The sequence below is a fragment of the Mariprofundus erugo genome, from assembly GCF_005818865.1.
In the GTDB taxonomy this organism is placed as follows: Bacteria; Pseudomonadota; Zetaproteobacteria; order Mariprofundales; family Mariprofundaceae; genus Mariprofundus; species Mariprofundus erugo.
On the sequence record NZ_VBRY01000009.1, the window covers coordinates 1 to 14,610 of the forward strand.

19 protein-coding genes, 2 tRNA genes and 1 other RNA gene are annotated in these 14,610 nt (G+C 53.2%); 3 read left to right on the forward strand and 19 right to left on the reverse strand.

What is annotated here, in order from left to right:
• Positions 1-17: 17 nt before the first annotated feature.
• The 5 genes from FEF65_RS09715 to FEF65_RS09735 form a co-directional block, all read right to left on the reverse strand.
• Positions 18-154: non-coding RNA, RtT sRNA (locus FEF65_RS09715), on the reverse strand.
• 41 nt (positions 155-195) lie between these two features.
• Positions 196-286, reverse strand: a tRNA-Ser gene (locus FEF65_RS09720).
• Positions 287-310: 24 nt separating this feature from the next.
• Positions 311-400 (reverse strand) — tRNA-Ser (locus FEF65_RS09725).
• Positions 401-549: 149 nt separating this feature from the next.
• Positions 550-1,197 (reverse strand): peroxiredoxin, encoded by a 648-nt coding sequence (locus tag FEF65_RS09730; RefSeq protein ID WP_138239624.1) that lies wholly within the window; start codon positions 1,195-1,197, stop codon positions 550-552.
• A 66-nt stretch (positions 1,198-1,263) separates the two neighbouring features.
• Positions 1,264-2,235 carry a cation diffusion facilitator family transporter gene (locus FEF65_RS09735; RefSeq protein ID WP_138239625.1) on the reverse strand — a complete coding sequence of 324 codons (972 nt, stop codon included), beginning with the start codon at positions 2,233-2,235 and terminating at the stop codon, positions 1,264-1,266.
• Between the two features lie 248 nt (positions 2,236-2,483).
• Here FEF65_RS09735 and gloB point away from each other — a divergent pair, with 248 nt between their 5' ends.
• Positions 2,484-3,272 carry a hydroxyacylglutathione hydrolase gene (gloB, locus tag FEF65_RS09740; RefSeq protein ID WP_138239626.1) on the forward strand — a complete coding sequence of 263 codons (789 nt, stop codon included), beginning with the start codon at positions 2,484-2,486 and terminating at the stop codon, positions 3,270-3,272.
• Positions 3,273-3,541: 269 nt separating this feature from the next.
• Here gloB and FEF65_RS09745 read toward each other — a convergent pair whose 3' ends face one another.
• On the reverse strand, positions 3,542-4,318 hold the full coding sequence (locus FEF65_RS09745; protein ID WP_138239627.1) for a c-type cytochrome: 777 nt from the start codon (positions 4,316-4,318) through the stop codon (positions 3,542-3,544).
• A gap of 258 nt (positions 4,319-4,576) precedes the next feature.
• Entirely contained in the window at positions 4,577-4,867 is a 291-nt protein-coding gene (locus FEF65_RS09750; RefSeq protein ID WP_238701327.1) for a hypothetical protein, read from the reverse strand.
• Positions 4,868-5,138: 271 nt separating this feature from the next.
• On the opposite strand from FEF65_RS09750, the gene FEF65_RS09755 reads away from it, so the two are divergent.
• Both FEF65_RS09755 and FEF65_RS09760 read left to right on the forward strand, forming a co-directional pair.
• Positions 5,139-5,606 carry a cbb3-type cytochrome c oxidase subunit I gene (locus FEF65_RS09755; protein WP_238701328.1) on the forward strand — a complete coding sequence of 156 codons (468 nt, stop codon included), beginning with the start codon at positions 5,139-5,141 and terminating at the stop codon, positions 5,604-5,606.
• 16 nt (positions 5,607-5,622) lie between these two features.
• Positions 5,623-6,144 (forward strand): hydrolase, encoded by a 522-nt coding sequence (locus FEF65_RS09760; protein ID WP_138239630.1) that lies wholly within the window; start codon positions 5,623-5,625, stop codon positions 6,142-6,144.
• Positions 6,145-6,175: 31 nt separating this feature from the next.
• On the opposite strand, the gene FEF65_RS09765 is transcribed toward FEF65_RS09760, so the two are convergent.
• Genes FEF65_RS09765 through FEF65_RS09820 form a run of 12 tightly spaced genes read right to left on the reverse strand, consistent with a single transcriptional unit; the run spans position 6,176 to position 14,596 of the window.
• A complete protein-coding gene (locus FEF65_RS09765; protein ID WP_138239631.1) occupies positions 6,176-6,541 on the reverse strand; it encodes a c-type cytochrome in 366 nt (121 codons plus the stop codon).
• The gene (locus FEF65_RS09770; protein WP_238701329.1) at positions 6,541-6,891 is read right to left on the reverse strand and encodes a hypothetical protein; all 351 of its coding nucleotides are present in this window, start codon (positions 6,889-6,891) and stop codon (positions 6,541-6,543) included. Before FEF65_RS09770 ends, FEF65_RS09765 begins: the two co-directional genes overlap by 1 nt.
• A 28-nt stretch (positions 6,892-6,919) precedes the next feature.
• On the reverse strand, positions 6,920-7,219 hold the full coding sequence (locus tag FEF65_RS09775; RefSeq protein WP_238701330.1) for a hypothetical protein: 300 nt from the start codon (positions 7,217-7,219) through the stop codon (positions 6,920-6,922).
• Positions 7,216-7,644 (reverse strand): hypothetical protein, encoded by a 429-nt coding sequence (locus tag FEF65_RS09780; RefSeq protein WP_138239633.1) that lies wholly within the window; start codon positions 7,642-7,644, stop codon positions 7,216-7,218. The genes FEF65_RS09775 and FEF65_RS09780 overlap by 4 nt, the downstream gene beginning before the upstream one ends.
• Position 7,645: 1 nt before the next feature.
• Complete coding sequence (locus tag FEF65_RS09785; protein ID WP_138239634.1) at positions 7,646-8,971, reverse strand: 4Fe-4S binding protein; 1,326 nt, start codon at positions 8,969-8,971, stop codon at positions 7,646-7,648.
• Positions 8,972-8,980: 9 nt separating this feature from the next.
• Entirely contained in the window at positions 8,981-11,590 is a 2,610-nt protein-coding gene (locus FEF65_RS09790) for a fused MFS/spermidine synthase (protein WP_138239635.1), read from the reverse strand.
• 51 nt (positions 11,591-11,641) lie between these two features.
• A complete protein-coding gene (locus FEF65_RS09795) occupies positions 11,642-12,007 on the reverse strand; it encodes a hypothetical protein (protein ID WP_202978264.1) in 366 nt (121 codons plus the stop codon).
• Positions 12,000-12,230 carry a hypothetical protein gene (locus FEF65_RS09800; protein ID WP_138239636.1) on the reverse strand — a complete coding sequence of 77 codons (231 nt, stop codon included), beginning with the start codon at positions 12,228-12,230 and terminating at the stop codon, positions 12,000-12,002. Before FEF65_RS09800 ends, FEF65_RS09795 begins: the two co-directional genes overlap by 8 nt.
• A 2-nt stretch (positions 12,231-12,232) precedes the next feature.
• Entirely contained in the window at positions 12,233-13,273 is a 1,041-nt protein-coding gene (locus FEF65_RS09805) for a formylglycine-generating enzyme family protein (protein WP_138239637.1), read from the reverse strand.
• Positions 13,270-13,827, reverse strand: a complete 558-nt coding sequence (locus tag FEF65_RS09810) for a hypothetical protein (RefSeq protein WP_138239638.1) — start codon at positions 13,825-13,827, stop codon at positions 13,270-13,272. The genes FEF65_RS09805 and FEF65_RS09810 overlap by 4 nt, the downstream gene beginning before the upstream one ends.
• Entirely contained in the window at positions 13,827-14,321 is a 495-nt protein-coding gene (locus FEF65_RS09815) for a c-type cytochrome (RefSeq protein ID WP_138239639.1), read from the reverse strand. Before FEF65_RS09815 ends, FEF65_RS09810 begins: the two co-directional genes overlap by 1 nt.
• Positions 14,321-14,596 (reverse strand): hypothetical protein, encoded by a 276-nt coding sequence (locus tag FEF65_RS09820; RefSeq protein WP_138239640.1) that lies wholly within the window; start codon positions 14,594-14,596, stop codon positions 14,321-14,323. The genes FEF65_RS09815 and FEF65_RS09820 overlap by 1 nt, the downstream gene beginning before the upstream one ends.
• Between the last annotated feature and the right edge of the window lie 14 nt (positions 14,597-14,610).

The window sequence follows — 14,610 nt, forward strand, 5'->3', positions numbered from 1 at the left end:
ATTGTCAGCAAACGAAGTGGCGGAGAGAGAGGGATTATGTCGGGCTCCTGCCCTCCACCCCTGCGGGGCCATCACATCCGTGATGTTCACCATTGCTCCTGCAATGGTGCCGAACCCGAGTCGAGGATTCTCACCCTCTCTCTTTCCAGATTATTAAATAGGCAGATGATTTAAACCGATTGTCAGCAAACGAAGTGGCGGAGAGAGAGGGATTCGAACCCTCGATAGGTTTTAAGCCTATACACCCTTAGCAGGGGCGCGCTTTCGGCCACTCAGCCATCTCTCCAGTTTCGCTATCGCTATTTAAAAATGGCGGAAGGGGTGGGATTTGAACCCACGGATGGAATTACCCATCGCCGGTTTTCAAGACCGGTGCATTCAACCGCTCTGCCACCCTTCCGTACTACTTTAACCCGCCGCCCCTGAGCAAGGGCCCGTCTCGGGTGGCGTAAGATAAACATGCAAAAGCCAGATGGCAATGGCAATTTCGAACAAATAAAAAGCGGCCCTTTCGGACCGCTTTCCACTAACCGCAAAAACTTGCGAAAATTAAAGCTTATCGGCCTCTTCAGCCAGGTAGGAAGCCACACCTTCAGCACTTGGAACCATGCCCTTGTCACCCTTGTTCCAGCCGGCAGGACATACTTCACCATGCTCTTCAGCAAACTGCAGCGCATCGATGGTACGCAGCATCTCATCAATATTGCGTCCCAAAGGCAGGTTGTTTACCACCTGATGCTGAACCACACCCTCCTTGTCGATCAGGAAGGAACCGCGCAGTGCCACAGTACCGCCCAACAGGTGGTATTCATCACCATCTTCATCCTCAATCGTTGCGTTGTTAATCAGCACGTCATAATCAGCTGCAATCGTCTTGGAAAGGTCGGCAACCAGCGGATAGGCAACAGCACCAATACCACCTGCATTCACAGGCGTATTGCGCCATGCAACGTGACTGAACTGTGAGTCTACAGAGCATCCGATCACCTGCACGCCACGGGCTTCGAATTCCTTGATACGATGGTCAAAAGCAATCAGCTCGGACGGGCATACAAAGGTAAAATCCAGCGGATAGAAAAACAGCACAACATACTTGCCTTCATAATCAGACAGCGAAAATGATTCATTGATAGAACCATCCGCCATTACGGCTGCTGCTGTAAAATCAGGGGCCTGCTTACCAACCAGTACACTCATGTAACTCTCCTTTGAATTTATAAATTGGAAATGCAAGCTTAGAAGAAAGCGCCGGCAAGTGCTACCCTAAGCTTTGTCCGGTTTATCCTGCGGCGTGGCAAATTCGATAAAAATATGTCTGGCTTCGGGAGCCGCCCGGCTCACCTCATCCTCAAGCGAACGACGGATCACACCAAGCTTATGCATAAAGCGTATGGCCTGTGCCACTTCAGCATCGCTCATATCAGCAAAAATCGCCTCCTCCCTTAATTCCACTTCCGCCATCAGCAACGTATCATCCGGTGAAAGCACAATACTGTTGATACGCTGCACCTCCTGAACCCGGCTATCCCTGCCCCATGCATCCAGAGCGATGGCATTCACCTCATCGTCTGATCGATTAAGCAGGTACTTCCGGTTCATCGATGCCAGAAATACCGCAAGCCCCCCCATCAACAAACCGATACAGATGGCCGCAATACCGTCAAACAGAGCCGAACCCGTCCATGCCGACAACCCCATACCGATCAATGCCACAAACAGACCCAGCACAGCCACCGAATCCTCAATCAATACAGCCAGTGTCGTCGGATCACGTGTTTCAGTAAAATAGGTACGCAATGATTTTTCCGCCTCGGCTGCCTGCAAGCGGAACTCACTCATAGCCACCTGAAACGAGTAGCCCTCGGCAAGAAAAGCCACTCCGATAATCATGAACGGAATCCATGATAACTCGGGCTGACTGTCCATACTCATCTCATGAACAGCGTGCATCACGGTATATACACAGCCGAGAAAAAATATGGTGACTGCTGAAACAAGATTCCAGAAATAACGCTCCTGCCCGTAGCCAAAATGATGTTCCTCATCCGCTTTACGCACAGAACGGCGCAATCCCAGATATAGCAACCCCTGATTTGCAGTATCCGCCAGCGAATGAACCGCCTCAGCCAGCAACGCGCTCGAGCCAGAAACAAAAAATCCGAAAAATTTGGCTGCTGTCACCAGGACATTCCCGCCCAGTGCCGTTAATACAGCCTTTGTTGAACCATGAGACATACACCCCTCCAAAGCAAAGCATCAGCCACAGCATTGCAGCATGATCAAGCGCAACCTTCCAGCAGCCGGAAATCAGCTACTCATGATGAGATACTCATCAATTCAGCCCTCCTGCGGGCCATGGAGACCCCGTCAAGCAGAGCACCCGGCGCTCTGCCTGCAAGCAAGAGCCAAACCACACTCCTTTGCATTTACGAACTGATTTTTGCCAGCATGACAATAAATCAGCATCTCCCTAAACTACCCACATGTTCTCATACAGTCACAGTAATTTCATCGTCCACCAGTTGCCTGCCCTGAAAGACAACTACATCTACCTGGTTGAAGCAAAATCGTCCGACCTTCTCATTGCGATTGACCCTGCCGATGCAAGCTGCGTCAAACAGGCCTGCAATCACCTCGGCAAGCCGCTCACCCACATTTTCAACACCCACCACCACTGGGATCATACCGACGGGAACCATGCACTGAAGCAGCATTTCGGCTGCGTAATTATCGGGGCAAGCCATGATGCAGCACGCATCCCTGACATTGACATTCTGACCGGCGAGCATGAACCGCCACAACTGCCCGGATTAATTGCCCGCGTTATGGATGTACGCGGTCACACCCGAGGGCATATCGCTCTTCTGCTTGATGATGCACTCTTTTGTGGCGATACACTTTTCGGTGCCGGTTGCGGGCGCCTGTTCGAGGGCACACCTGCAGAGATGTGGCATAGCCTGAACAAAATCGCAATGCTGGATGATCGCACACGAATCTATTGTGCCCATGAATACACACTGGCCAATCTGGAATTTGCGCTTGCGGTTGATCCGGACAATCCGGCCCTGCGGCGACGCAAAGAGCAGGATCAAATCAAACGGACCCACTCACAACCGACGATTCCGTCAATGCTCGCAGAAGAGAAGGCGACCAACCCTTTCCTGCGACCACTTGATGAACAGTTTACAGCCAGCTACGCCGCTGCGAGGAACATTGCAGCTGAGGCCATGACCGTTTTCGCAGACCTTCGCCTGCACAAGGACCACTGGTAAGCCCCACCTGGCAAAAATCAGTTCACAATGGCAATAGCGCAGCTCTTCATTTACTTACAAAGCAAACACTTACGCGCCTGATTTGATTCGCTGCATCCTGCAGCTCACCTGGCGGCGGCAAAACAGTCCAATCCGGCTATCCTGCCGGATTGTGGCGTCCGTCCATGGCTCGCCCGCGGAAGCGCCGAATGAATCAGCGCTTCCTCAGCTTTAACCGGGCAAAAAAAAACGGGAGGCCGAAGCCTCCCGTCCAAGCAGTCATACAGTAATTACTGATGACTTGGAGTACGTGGGTTACCTGGTGAGTTTGGCTTGGCCAGAGTCAGGAAGGCAGCCACATTGGCAATATCTTCATCACTCATGTTCTTGGCAACATTGCGCATCTGAGCCATGTAGTCATTTACGCGAGCGTTGTCTTCACGGTTACCTGCAGCGATATCAGCCTCAGAGGTGTTGGCGCCGTTGCGGAATGCCTCAAGCTGGCTCTTCAGGTATACATAGTTCTGACCACCGATCGCCGGATACATACGACCGGCTGAACGGCCATGGTAGCCATGGCAGCTCTTGCACGCAGGGATACCATGATCAGGAGCACCATACTCGGCAATCATCTTGCCATCATGCGGATTACCAACGGTTGCACCATCACGACGCAGCTGGTCGAGATTTGAACCGATATATGGAGACTTAAGTGTGTGAACATAGGCAGCCACATCCTTACGCTCCTGCTCGGTCAGAGCCTTGGCGATATCATTCATCTGATACATGGTGAAGTCGGTGCGCTTGCCTTCCGAGAAGTCGGTCAGCTGCTTGAGGATATAGGTATCAACCTGGTAGGAAAGACGCGGTGAACCTACCTCATCGTTACCGTTACCATCGATACCATGGCAACCCTGGCATGCAGGGACATTGTCGCCTTTACCATTCTGGAAAATCAGGCGTCCGTTATCCACATTGCCGATTGTCTCTTCTGCAGAGGCCGCGGTTGGTGCCGCGAACCACGCCAGCAGGGCAAACGCGCCCATGGTGCTTATCATACGTTTCATGCAAATCCCTCCTGTGTGATGACTTTTATTTGTCTTCGTATTTATTGCAATCGGAAATATAGGTAACCAGACAAAGTGCAGCCAGCGAAACGAATATGATGCCATACATCATATAAACATCACTATTCTGGAAATTTACCGACGCTTCAATAAAGTGTGCGAGCATTCTCAGACCTCCCTAAGATTCAATAAAAATGGCATCCTGCATGCCGAAAAAAAAAAGGCAAGCATCAAAGTTAAACTTTTTTAACACGGCGTTTAATCAGGCGCTATCAACAGCGCTCCGGTCATAAAAACAAACAGGCGCACAATGACGATTCCACGACTCTGAACCGCATGACCGGGGCGGGCCTCCGAGTCACCAGCCAGCAACTGACGGCCGGCCTGCATCTGCAATACATACAGTGCATACAGCGTCAGCACCAGAAACAGATGCGCCCAGATTAGAAATGAGAGTAACTCACCATGATCAATCAGTCGCTTAATCCAGTCATGGGTAAGGTATAACCAGATGGGAAACAGCAGATCAAATATCATCACTGATCCCATCAATGGAATATGCAATGATCTGTTTCTGCGCAAAACAAGGGCCGTAGCCATGACTGCAAAGCTGATGAGTACAAGTAATACGGACATTGTCATGGCAACAGACTATGAGCTAACAGATCGAAGGGAAAGCACTACCACCGGCAAATGACAACTTCCCTGCTCCCGAAGATCTCCTGCTGCCTTCTTGCAACCCAACCATGCGCCGCTAGTCTCCGCTTCCATGTCAAATTCAACTGCTAATGAACACCTTTATCTCGTTAAATTCCTGATCATGTCCGTGGTATCCTTCTTCATCGGTACGGTACACGGCCTGCTTCAGGTGATCCCTTCCGTACGCGCATGGCTGGATTCTATCGGCAGCCCGTATGGCGGACCGGGCCATATGATCGACCCGCTGGCCCACGCCCATATCAACCTTGTCGGCGGCGTCACCATTCTCGGCATGGCAGTAACATATTATATGTTGCCTAAAATCACCGGCAAACCGATTCATTCACACAAGCTTGCCGAGCACTCTTTCTGGTGGACCAGCATCGGAGTCAGCTCCTTTTATATCTCTCTGCTGATCTTCGGCTTTATTGAGGGCAACCTCTGGCTCACTGACCCGGCACAGGTACCTGCCGTGCACCGTTTCTATGGTCCGGTCATCTCCATTGCAGCCTCTGTACTGGCTGTCGGTTTCTGGGTTTATCTGGCCAATGTCATGATGACCCTGAAAGACATTTATAAAAAGAGCTGATCAGAGGCTTACGATTATGCGCCTCGAATGCGGTTGCCCGTCGGAATTTCCCAAGTGGAATAATCAGGACATCGATCTTGGTGCCACACTTGTACATGAACAGTCAGCCCCGATGTTCTTCCATATGCCGATCGGTTTTGAAGCCTGTCTCGACCGGCAGCACCACGATATCGAGAAACTTGAACTGAATGAACAGTGGCCGGGCTTTGTACTCACCCAATCCGCCATGTTTAAAGGCAGGATTCTCGCACTGTTAAGCGAAGACAACTCGCCTGCCCGAAAAACCTACCGCCTGAAAAATCCGTTTATGGTACGCACCCGTCTGTTCAAGGGAAACATCAGCGAAATAAAAACCGCCATCCGTGAAATGCAGTCAGCACTATTTGATGAAGGGAAAATGCCCAAAGACCTTTTCTTAAGCTACCTGACCTGCCCTCGCTGTCAGGAACATCGCGGAGGCACCCAGATCATGCTGCTCAGACACTGGGTCAACAGCCCGAAACTGGCACAGCGACTGGCAAAACAGAGGAAAGACTGAGCCGAATCACACTGCGGTCGCAAACCCGCAACTACTTATCCACCACCCCTTTAACAGGCCCGACAGCGTCCGTCTGCGACTTGAAGTAAGCAATAATATCTGCACGGTCACGGTCCGCAATTGGCGGCAGCGCCATGCGGGTATTGGGCTTCACCGAACGGGGACTGGCGATCCAGGCATCCAGGGCCGCCGCATCCCAGACATCAAAGGGCACACCGCTAATCGAGGGGGCCCGGCCATACACCCCCAACAAACCGGGGCCGATACTGCGGGATAATGTATCGATATGATGACAGGGAAGGCAGCGCACAGAAGCCACCACCTTGCCACGCGCCGCATCGCCGGCAAATGCCATCGATGGCAACAGCAATAACACAAGCAGCAGTGCGCGAAACATTATTGACCGGAAACTGATAACGGGAACGTCATTTCCCCATGCCGTCCATCACGTGTCAGCCGCACAAAGAGCTGATCGTGCTGCAAATCTGCGACGGGGAGCGCACGACGAAAGACACCAAGGGCGCCATCAGGCATGGCTTGCTTCCAATCCGATTCTGTAGTGCGAACCTCGACCAGCAAATTATTAATAAATCCCCTCTGCTGATGATTGGCAATCAACAAAAATTCATTCATACCCAGGCGTGGCTGAACAGGACGCGTCTCCACCCGGATGGTGAGATCCTCCCAGGGCTGTGGCTGCGGAGACCAGGCTGTTTCATCTGCAGAGCAGGAAACCAGCAACAGCACCAATCCTGCCAGAAGAGCACGATACACCTTAATTACCCGGCTTGGCAGCATGCTGCATCAGATAGTCACGTACCGCGATCATCTCCGGCGCGGCCATAGGCAGCATCCGATTTTCAATCCGGTGCTCCTGCATACGGGCAATCACACTCGGCCACTCCGATGCCTTATGTGCGGTAGGACGAGGCGGTGCATGACAGGCAGAGCACTGGGCATAATAATTTTTAAAACGGGCTGATCCCATTTCCGGATAGTTAATCAGCTGGGACGGCACATCACAGGCAGAGAGAAGCACCGCTGCAGAAAACAGCGTCAACAGGAATAGCTTCACTTCTCTCCTCCACCATGACCTGGCATATCGATATCATCATGTTCAGGGTCGGAATCCAGGCGCCCTCCCCGGTCCGAACCATACAGGTTGACCATAAAAAAGATAAATGCAAAGGCGACGATAAAGTATAACACCGCATACAGATGTCCGATGGTAAACCAGGGGCGGGCATGATCCGGGCGATCACCCCAGAATGGCAGCGACAAGCCGAATGCAACCATCAGCACGCCGGCAATCACGGCATAGAACCATTTCGGGACCCGTCGCTGGGACTCGGGAATATGCTCCACCATCTCCCAGTCATCCATCCCCCGCTTGTTCAGGCGCTCCTCATCGGAAGCGTAACCGTAATGATCAGCAGGTGTCTCCCCCCACTCAACTTTAGTCTCTTCCATTGGTGACTGTTCATCGATTATCTTCGTCATCTCAAGCCCCCGGTGCAAAATGCGTCACATCAAATACGGCTGACCAGCCATGATCCCCGCTGGCATACACACGGAAACGATAAAGCCCTTTTGGCAGCGCCTCATCAATATGGAGCTCAACATCCTTGCGGCCGGCAGTATCAAAATGAATGGTCGAAGCCTGCAACTGATAATGGGCGGGTTCAAGACCTTCTATACGCAAGGTGATATCTGTCGGATGGTACAGCTTGTGCGCAATATTGATACGATAATCGAGCACTTTCGCTCCCTGCCAGGCCTCGCTGCGATATACAGAGAACTCATCGCTCTGATAACCGACAATGCCGATGACAAAGAACACGGCTCCGGCAACTGTCGCCAGGGAAGAGACACGGGCACGGGCAAAAAATGAGGCAACAGAGCCCATCTTCCCCGAGCTGCGTCCTTTCACTTTATCCCGTTCACCAATCGCAAAACTCAACAAACCGGGACCGGCCAGTTTCTTGCTCTTTGCATGCAGCTCATCACAGGCGGTCACACACTCACCACAATTCACGCAGGAGTCGAACACCTCGGTCTGCCGCGGATCAATCTCCAGAAAACATGAGTCGACACAGTAATGACAGGTGGCGCAATGATCACTGCGCGTTTCATCATACTTGATATGCAGTGTTTCTTTGGTTTTAAATGAGTGTTGCCACACTCGATAAATGCACATGTACTTGCACATCAGGTGACGAATCACCGCAATATCGAGCATGAACACAGCGACACAGACAAAGTAAATCCAGTGCAGCGAGCCGGCCAGCCGCTCATCTTCCGAAAAGGTAATCAACGACCAGATTGCCGATGGCTCATAGAAATAGAGCAACGGGATCAGGGCAAAGAACATGGCCGGAATCAACAGCCCGATTGCCAGCACCACATAATTCCACCAGGACTTTTTCCGACTGGCCACCTGCATGCGCTTGCCGCTCAGATCCATCATCTGGGCACGACGACCGAGCAATTTCTCCGTCAGCATATTGGCATACTCGGATACGGTATTCTGCGGACACATCCAGCCACAAAATACCGAGCCGACCAGCGAGTACATCATGATCAGCAGGCTGGCAACAAAGACCCAGAAGCCCATGATAATAAAAATATCGGAAAACCAGACCTGGCGGTCCAGCAGAATCACACCACCGGCCTGAGGATCAATCCGGAACAGACCGCTCAGCGGAATCGCCACCAGTATCAACAGCGTCAGGTACTGAACCGCCCTTCTCGCCGGGTGCAGAACCGTTGCGCCCGGCACATGCTCCTGTCGGACAGGTATTTTTTTCAGAGCATCATTTGCAGACATCGGCCAATATTATCGTTTACTGATATATTTAGCCAGCGGACTTATCGCCTGCAAGCGACGATGCCACACCTCTGCGGCAACCGCATCACCCTGCTGCTCATCAAGCAGCATCATGGCACGCATGGCCTGTTCATGATCAGGGCGCATGGCAAGTATGCGTTCAAGTGCCTGGCGCCGACTCATGCCTGAAGAGGTCGCCCGCTCCAGACTGTCATACATGCGATCAGCCAGTGCAAAGGCTGGCCAGCGATCATCCGCATTCGCCCGATGGGCAAGCCGGGCCATTTCAACCACCCGTCGCTCATCCCCCTCAAGCTCGGCCATCCACAAGCGGACATCAAGTGCGGTTGCGACACGCGCCCGCTTCAGCAGCTCACCCTCTGCAGCCGGCACGCCAAGGCGATCAAATGCCTGACGATCTTCGGCCCGCCACGACAACAGCCAGCGCCACATGGCCACCATATCGATACCCTGACCGTAACGAACCTTTGGCAAACTGAACTCGATGACCGGCACCCATTCATCCTGCACCCGGCCTGAAATCGAGGGAATCTCACCCCAATAACGACCAAGCCAGCTCCACAACCCCTCATGCCCTGTCTGCTCAGACTGTTGTGCAACATCCAGTTGCTGATATCGAGCCAGCAATGCAGGGACGGCCGGGAATGGACCGTTAAAGCCAACCAGCGCAATACGATAACCATCGACAAACAGTGAGGCATGCTCAAACACCGCTGCAAATGTATGCATCACCACCTTGAGTGAATCGATATCGAATTGATTGAGTGCCAGCCACTGAACAAACACCCCGCCATCATTCAGCCGCTGCCTCGCCCGCTGAAACTCCTGTATCGAAAGCAGGTTGGCACGCCCGACCATATCCGGATGAAACAGATCACCGACAATCACATCATACTGATGATTATCGGTACGTAAAAATCGACGGGCATCATCATGAACGATCCGCATTTCAGTGGCGACCCCGCCATTCACAGGCTCAAACCAGTGATCTGCGGCCAAAATCGCGCCGGCAGAAAGCTCGACGGCCGTACGCTGCAATCCGGCAAAGGGAAGAGATCCGGACGCCGTCACCCCTGTACCCAAACCGAGAAACAGCACTGAGCGCGGATCAGGATGCAGCAGCAGCGGCAGTCGGGCCTGATTTTTCTGCACCGTCACAGCTGTCGGGTCGCTGGAGGCATCCATACGCTGCAGATCTGATAACAGCACCCGTTGCCCGTTTGCCTGCTCAACCACATGGGTCAGAGATACAGCGTCCTCATAAACAGAGAGATCAGTCGAGCCGGACAATGCCGGCAGCAAGGCCGCGACTGCCGGCAACTGACGCACAGGCCAGCAGAGCACAAGCAGCAGTGGCAGCGCCAGCCAGATGCGGCGACCTGACGCCCAGCGCATACCACAAAGCATCAGCAACAGCGCGGCAGCACAGATGGACATCGCTGTACCAAGCCACGGCAACAGCACAAAACCGGCCAGCAGTGCTCCTGCTGCCGCCCCCACGCTGTTGGCACCATACCACCAGCCGCCGGCATTCATCTGCCGGTCTGCGAAATGACTGGCCAACAGAGGCAGCCATGCCCCGAGCATCAGGGTGACCGGCAGGGTGAGCAGCGCGACCACCCCGCCCTGGGCAACCATTGCCCCTGCCAATGAACCAAATGCATGGTCGGCCGCCCACTGACTCACGTGTGGCAGTGCATATTGCGCCACCACTGCAGCTGCAGCCGCAGCCACGGGCATGACATTAAGCCAACGCCGGACATCCGCCCTGCGAGCCAATAAACTCCCGATACCAATTCCGGCAAGATAAACCAGTAGCAACACAGCCAGAATATATTCCGTACGCAACAGCACCATGCCATATTCACGGGTCCAGAGCACCTCGAGCATCAGTGCTGCGGCCCCGATACCCGCATAGGCCAGCAGATCAACCCATGCAGGGCGAGTCACCGACGACTCCGCGACCACATCCGGCTCGGCCCGATTGATAAGTCTGCGGGAGAGTAGCCAGCCACCAGCGGCAACAGCCACACCGATCGATGCAACGACCCACAGGGATATCTGCCAGCCAAAAACAGGCAACAGCGCAAGCGGTAAGATGGCGCCGATAGCCCCACCCAGGGCGTTCACACCATACATGGAGGCAAGCGAGATATTCAGAGCCGATGCCGCCCTCAGGGCGAGAGGAAATGCCAGCCCCATGGCAATGGCAGGCGGAAACAGCAGCAGCATCACCCCGCCCCCCTGCAGTCCCTGCCAGCCCGAGAGCGCCAGTCCATGGCCAAGCTGCAGCAGCCCGGCATCCACCGCTGGCATCACCCACGGCAACAGCAAGGCATAAATCGCAACCGCCCCCTCAAGCATGGCCAGAAAAACCAGCGCACGAGCCGGTTGCAAGCGGAGTGTGTGTGCAGTAAGAAGAAAGCTGCCTATGCCGAGTCCGGCCATAAATGCCGCCACGGTAAAGACGACACCGAAAATACTGATGCCGAACATCAGCGACAGCATGCGGGTCCACAACACTTCATAAGCAAGTGCTGTGATACCTGTTGCACCGTAAAGCATCAGCAACAACAGGGCAGGGACACGCATGTTCATGGCCGCAACAGGTCTACGCGATTAACAAACGGAGTGCTGTCGCGAGTGAGGTCAGTATGGCCAGAACCAGGCGATGGATGTAGCCGCATGCGCGGCTGCAAGCGTCAGACTGAGTCCGGCAAAAATCATATGGGCGAGAAAGACATCCTTGTCAAAAAACACCATTGAAATACCGAGAATACCAGTGGTCAGCAACAGCACCAGCAAGGCAATACCCATCATAAAGAGAATCTGATGCTTGCGCTGTGTATCAATTTTCCGCTGCGGGCTGACTTCATCATCGTCATTAAACTGCTGCATCACGGCTTCAGCCGTGGTTTCAGTCTGCGCCTGAGTACCTGCAGTGGCTGCGCATGACACCGACGGCAGCAGCATCATGGCAAAACATACAAACAGCGCCTGCATCAGTTTAGACATGGTCCTTGCCCTCTTCATCTTTCTCATCACCGCGCAATGCCTGACGCCAGTGCAAAATGGCAGACAGGATCATCGGGGCAAAAACCAGAAAGAAAAGAAATATAAAAATGAACCATGGCGTATCAATCGTGACATGCAGGAATCGATAACTGTCCACAGCCCATGCACTGGCCGGCGCAAAGACCGCCACAATAGCCAGCATACTACGCCAAATCAGATACATGTTTATTTCTCCTTAGCCGGTTCAACATCCATTGCGCACCGGAAACCGAAAAAGTCCGATGCATAGTTGGGAAGTGCATAGTTTCTGTGGTAACTGGTTGTAGAGATCGGGTCGCTCTTCCATGAACCACCGCGCATCACGCGATAAATAAGCTCTTCCTGCTCATCACTGCCGCGCTGATAGTTCGGATCGAGCGCCTTCGGCTCAAACACTTCCTGCCTGGCTCCGGTACCCGGATACGGGGCAAACTGATCGGCCACCCACTGCTGCACATTGCCGGCCATATCCATTACACCATATACACTGGCACCCTGAGGATACTGGTTAACCGGCGTGGTATGGCGCACCTTGTAATAGGTATTGAGATTATCAGGATTCATCTCATTGCCCCATGGCCAGCGACGCCCGTCAGTGCCACGGGCGGCCTTTTCCCATTCAGCCTCGGTCGGCAACCGCTTTCCTACCCAGGCGCAATAGTCACGGGCGTTATACCATGAAATCATGGTCACTGGATGCATCGCCATGCCGGCGGCAATATGGCCGTCAGTCCATTCCAGTGGCGGACGATATTTCTTGGCCGCAACAAATCGGGCGTACTCAGCCTGTGTCACCAGATACTTGTCGATCTTGTAGGCCGGCATGCGCACCTGATGTGCAGGCCTGTTCTCATCGTTCGTACGCGGATCATCACTACCCATGGTAAATACACCGGCAGGAACCGTGATCATCCAGGCAAGATCACGCCATTGCTCATCGGACAACAGTGCCTGTGCTTCCTCGACCGAGTAACCGGAGGTATTACCGCCTCTCTTCTCGTGTGAATCCTGACGATGCAACTCCTCACCGGCAGCTCTGATGTGCTGCTGCATGTCGGCGGCATCATAACTGGCCTTGGCCTGCATCTCGTTCAGACGCATGGAGCCAAGCTCCATCACATGCAGCGAACCTCCGATCATGGCTGCAGCAATGCAGGTGATCAGGGTCGCCATCAGCATGCTCTTACGTCGGCGACGCTGAGCCGGAGTAATGGGCGAGCGTTTCATACACTGGTTCGATCAGAAGCGGCAGCACTTTGCTGCGAATCAGCCTGATCATCAGGCAACGGTACGGCATCCGGCGCAGGCCCGTATCGATGAAACCAGCCGGTCCTTCTGCGCACGAAAATTTCACCCAGAAATCCGCCCACAGCACAAAACTCCATCTGCAAGATGATAAAGACCACCCACAAGCCGATTGGAAGCAAGTGAGTACCTTCAGGCAACTGTGTGTGAAGACTCTGGTAATAACTGATCAACAGCACAGCGGCCGGCGGGAAATGGGCAAGATATTTACCGCCATAACCATACACCATACCGATCACAATCCCTGTTGTGACAGGAAGCAGGGTCATCGCCAGAATCCAGCTGGCATTAAAGGTGGCAATACCCGAAAACCAGTCCAGATGGACATCGAGCAGATCAAGACCGGTCTGCATCATCGCACCACCGATGGCGAAGCCTGTGACCCCTCTCAACAGAGGGGAGCCCCACTGCGGGCGCATCACGTCCATCGCTGCTTCCGGATTGTTTACATCTACCTTCTCATCTGGCTGCTTCATCAGTTACCCATCAGTTTTTTCTGCTCAGCCTCACGCGTCTGATCAAGATACCAGCCACGGACTTTCAGGCTGGCGAAGTAGGCCGCCAGCAAGCGGCGATCATCCTCTGACAGTTTTGCGTAGGATGGCATGCGGTACTTCTCTTTAAGTCGACTTGGCAAAATCGACTGGGGATTTTCACTGGAGAAATAGTTGTAGAGCCACTCTTCGGTGCGCAGTGAACCAATGCCATCAAGACTGGGAGCAGGCACTGTGTCATACATATTTTTCACAGCCCATATCTTGTGACAGCTTCTGCACTGCAACTGCTTGTATAGCTCCGTACCGGAACGGACGAGTGCGGCATCAGCCGTGGTATAATACGGCAGCCCTTTCTCGCTCTCATCCGGTTTACCCGGATGAATCATGGACTGCACCACTGCAACGATAAATACACCGGCAAGTAACAGAATGGCCGTATTGACTACAGCCATCCACGGAATTTTTTTCAACATTAGAAGTTCTGATCCCTGGCTGCAGCCTCACGTGCATCCTGAAGCTCTTTACGACGGGCTTCCTGCCTGGTGTTTACATCCTGATATTTGGCGAACTCTTCCGCACTCATTTTATCTTTATCATTCTCATCAAATACGAGGTATTTGATATCTTCATCAAACTGTTCGTTATTAGCTGCCCAGCGAATACCGAAAACAACACCCACCAGAATGGCAGCGCCACTGATCAGCCAGATATAGATGGTCCAGCCATCCTGTAGTTCAATTCCAAACATTTAATACCTCCAGA

Bases quoted from the DNA above. Each gene is read 5' to 3' on its own strand.
- FEF65_RS09730 (WP_138239624.1), bottom strand. From the start codon at position 1,197: ATGAGTGTACTGGTTGGTAAGCAGGCCCCTGATTTTACAGCAGCAGCC.
- FEF65_RS09735 (WP_138239625.1), bottom strand. From the start codon at position 2,235: ATGTCTCATGGTTCAACAAAGGCTGTATTAACGGCACTGGGCGGGAAT.
- gloB (WP_138239626.1), top strand. From the start codon at position 2,484: ATGTTCTCATACAGTCACAGTAATTTCATCGTCCACCAGTTGCCTGCC.
- FEF65_RS09745 (WP_138239627.1), bottom strand. From the start codon at position 4,318: ATGAAACGTATGATAAGCACCATGGGCGCGTTTGCCCTGCTGGCGTGG.
- FEF65_RS09750 (WP_238701327.1), bottom strand. From the start codon at position 4,867: ATGGGATCAGTGATGATATTTGATCTGCTGTTTCCCATCTGGTTATAC.
- FEF65_RS09755 (WP_238701328.1), top strand. From the start codon at position 5,139: ATGTCCGTGGTATCCTTCTTCATCGGTACGGTACACGGCCTGCTTCAG.
- FEF65_RS09760 (WP_138239630.1), top strand. From the start codon at position 5,623: ATGCGCCTCGAATGCGGTTGCCCGTCGGAATTTCCCAAGTGGAATAAT.
- FEF65_RS09765 (WP_138239631.1), bottom strand. From the start codon at position 6,541: ATGTTTCGCGCACTGCTGCTTGTGTTATTGCTGTTGCCATCGATGGCA.
- FEF65_RS09780 (WP_138239633.1), bottom strand. From the start codon at position 7,644: ATGACGAAGATAATCGATGAACAGTCACCAATGGAAGAGACTAAAGTT.
- FEF65_RS09785 (WP_138239634.1), bottom strand. From the start codon at position 8,971: ATGTCTGCAAATGATGCTCTGAAAAAAATACCTGTCCGACAGGAGCAT.
- FEF65_RS09790 (WP_138239635.1), bottom strand. From the start codon at position 11,590: ATGAACATGCGTGTCCCTGCCCTGTTGTTGCTGATGCTTTACGGTGCA.
- FEF65_RS09795 (WP_202978264.1), bottom strand. From the start codon at position 12,007: ATGTCTAAACTGATGCAGGCGCTGTTTGTATGTTTTGCCATGATGCTG.
- FEF65_RS09800 (WP_138239636.1), bottom strand. From the start codon at position 12,230: ATGTATCTGATTTGGCGTAGTATGCTGGCTATTGTGGCGGTCTTTGCG.
- FEF65_RS09805 (WP_138239637.1), bottom strand. From the start codon at position 13,273: ATGAAACGCTCGCCCATTACTCCGGCTCAGCGTCGCCGACGTAAGAGC.
- FEF65_RS09810 (WP_138239638.1), bottom strand. From the start codon at position 13,827: ATGAAGCAGCCAGATGAGAAGGTAGATGTAAACAATCCGGAAGCAGCG.
- FEF65_RS09815 (WP_138239639.1), bottom strand. From the start codon at position 14,321: ATGTTGAAAAAAATTCCGTGGATGGCTGTAGTCAATACGGCCATTCTG.
- FEF65_RS09820 (WP_138239640.1), bottom strand. From the start codon at position 14,596: ATGTTTGGAATTGAACTACAGGATGGCTGGACCATCTATATCTGGCTG.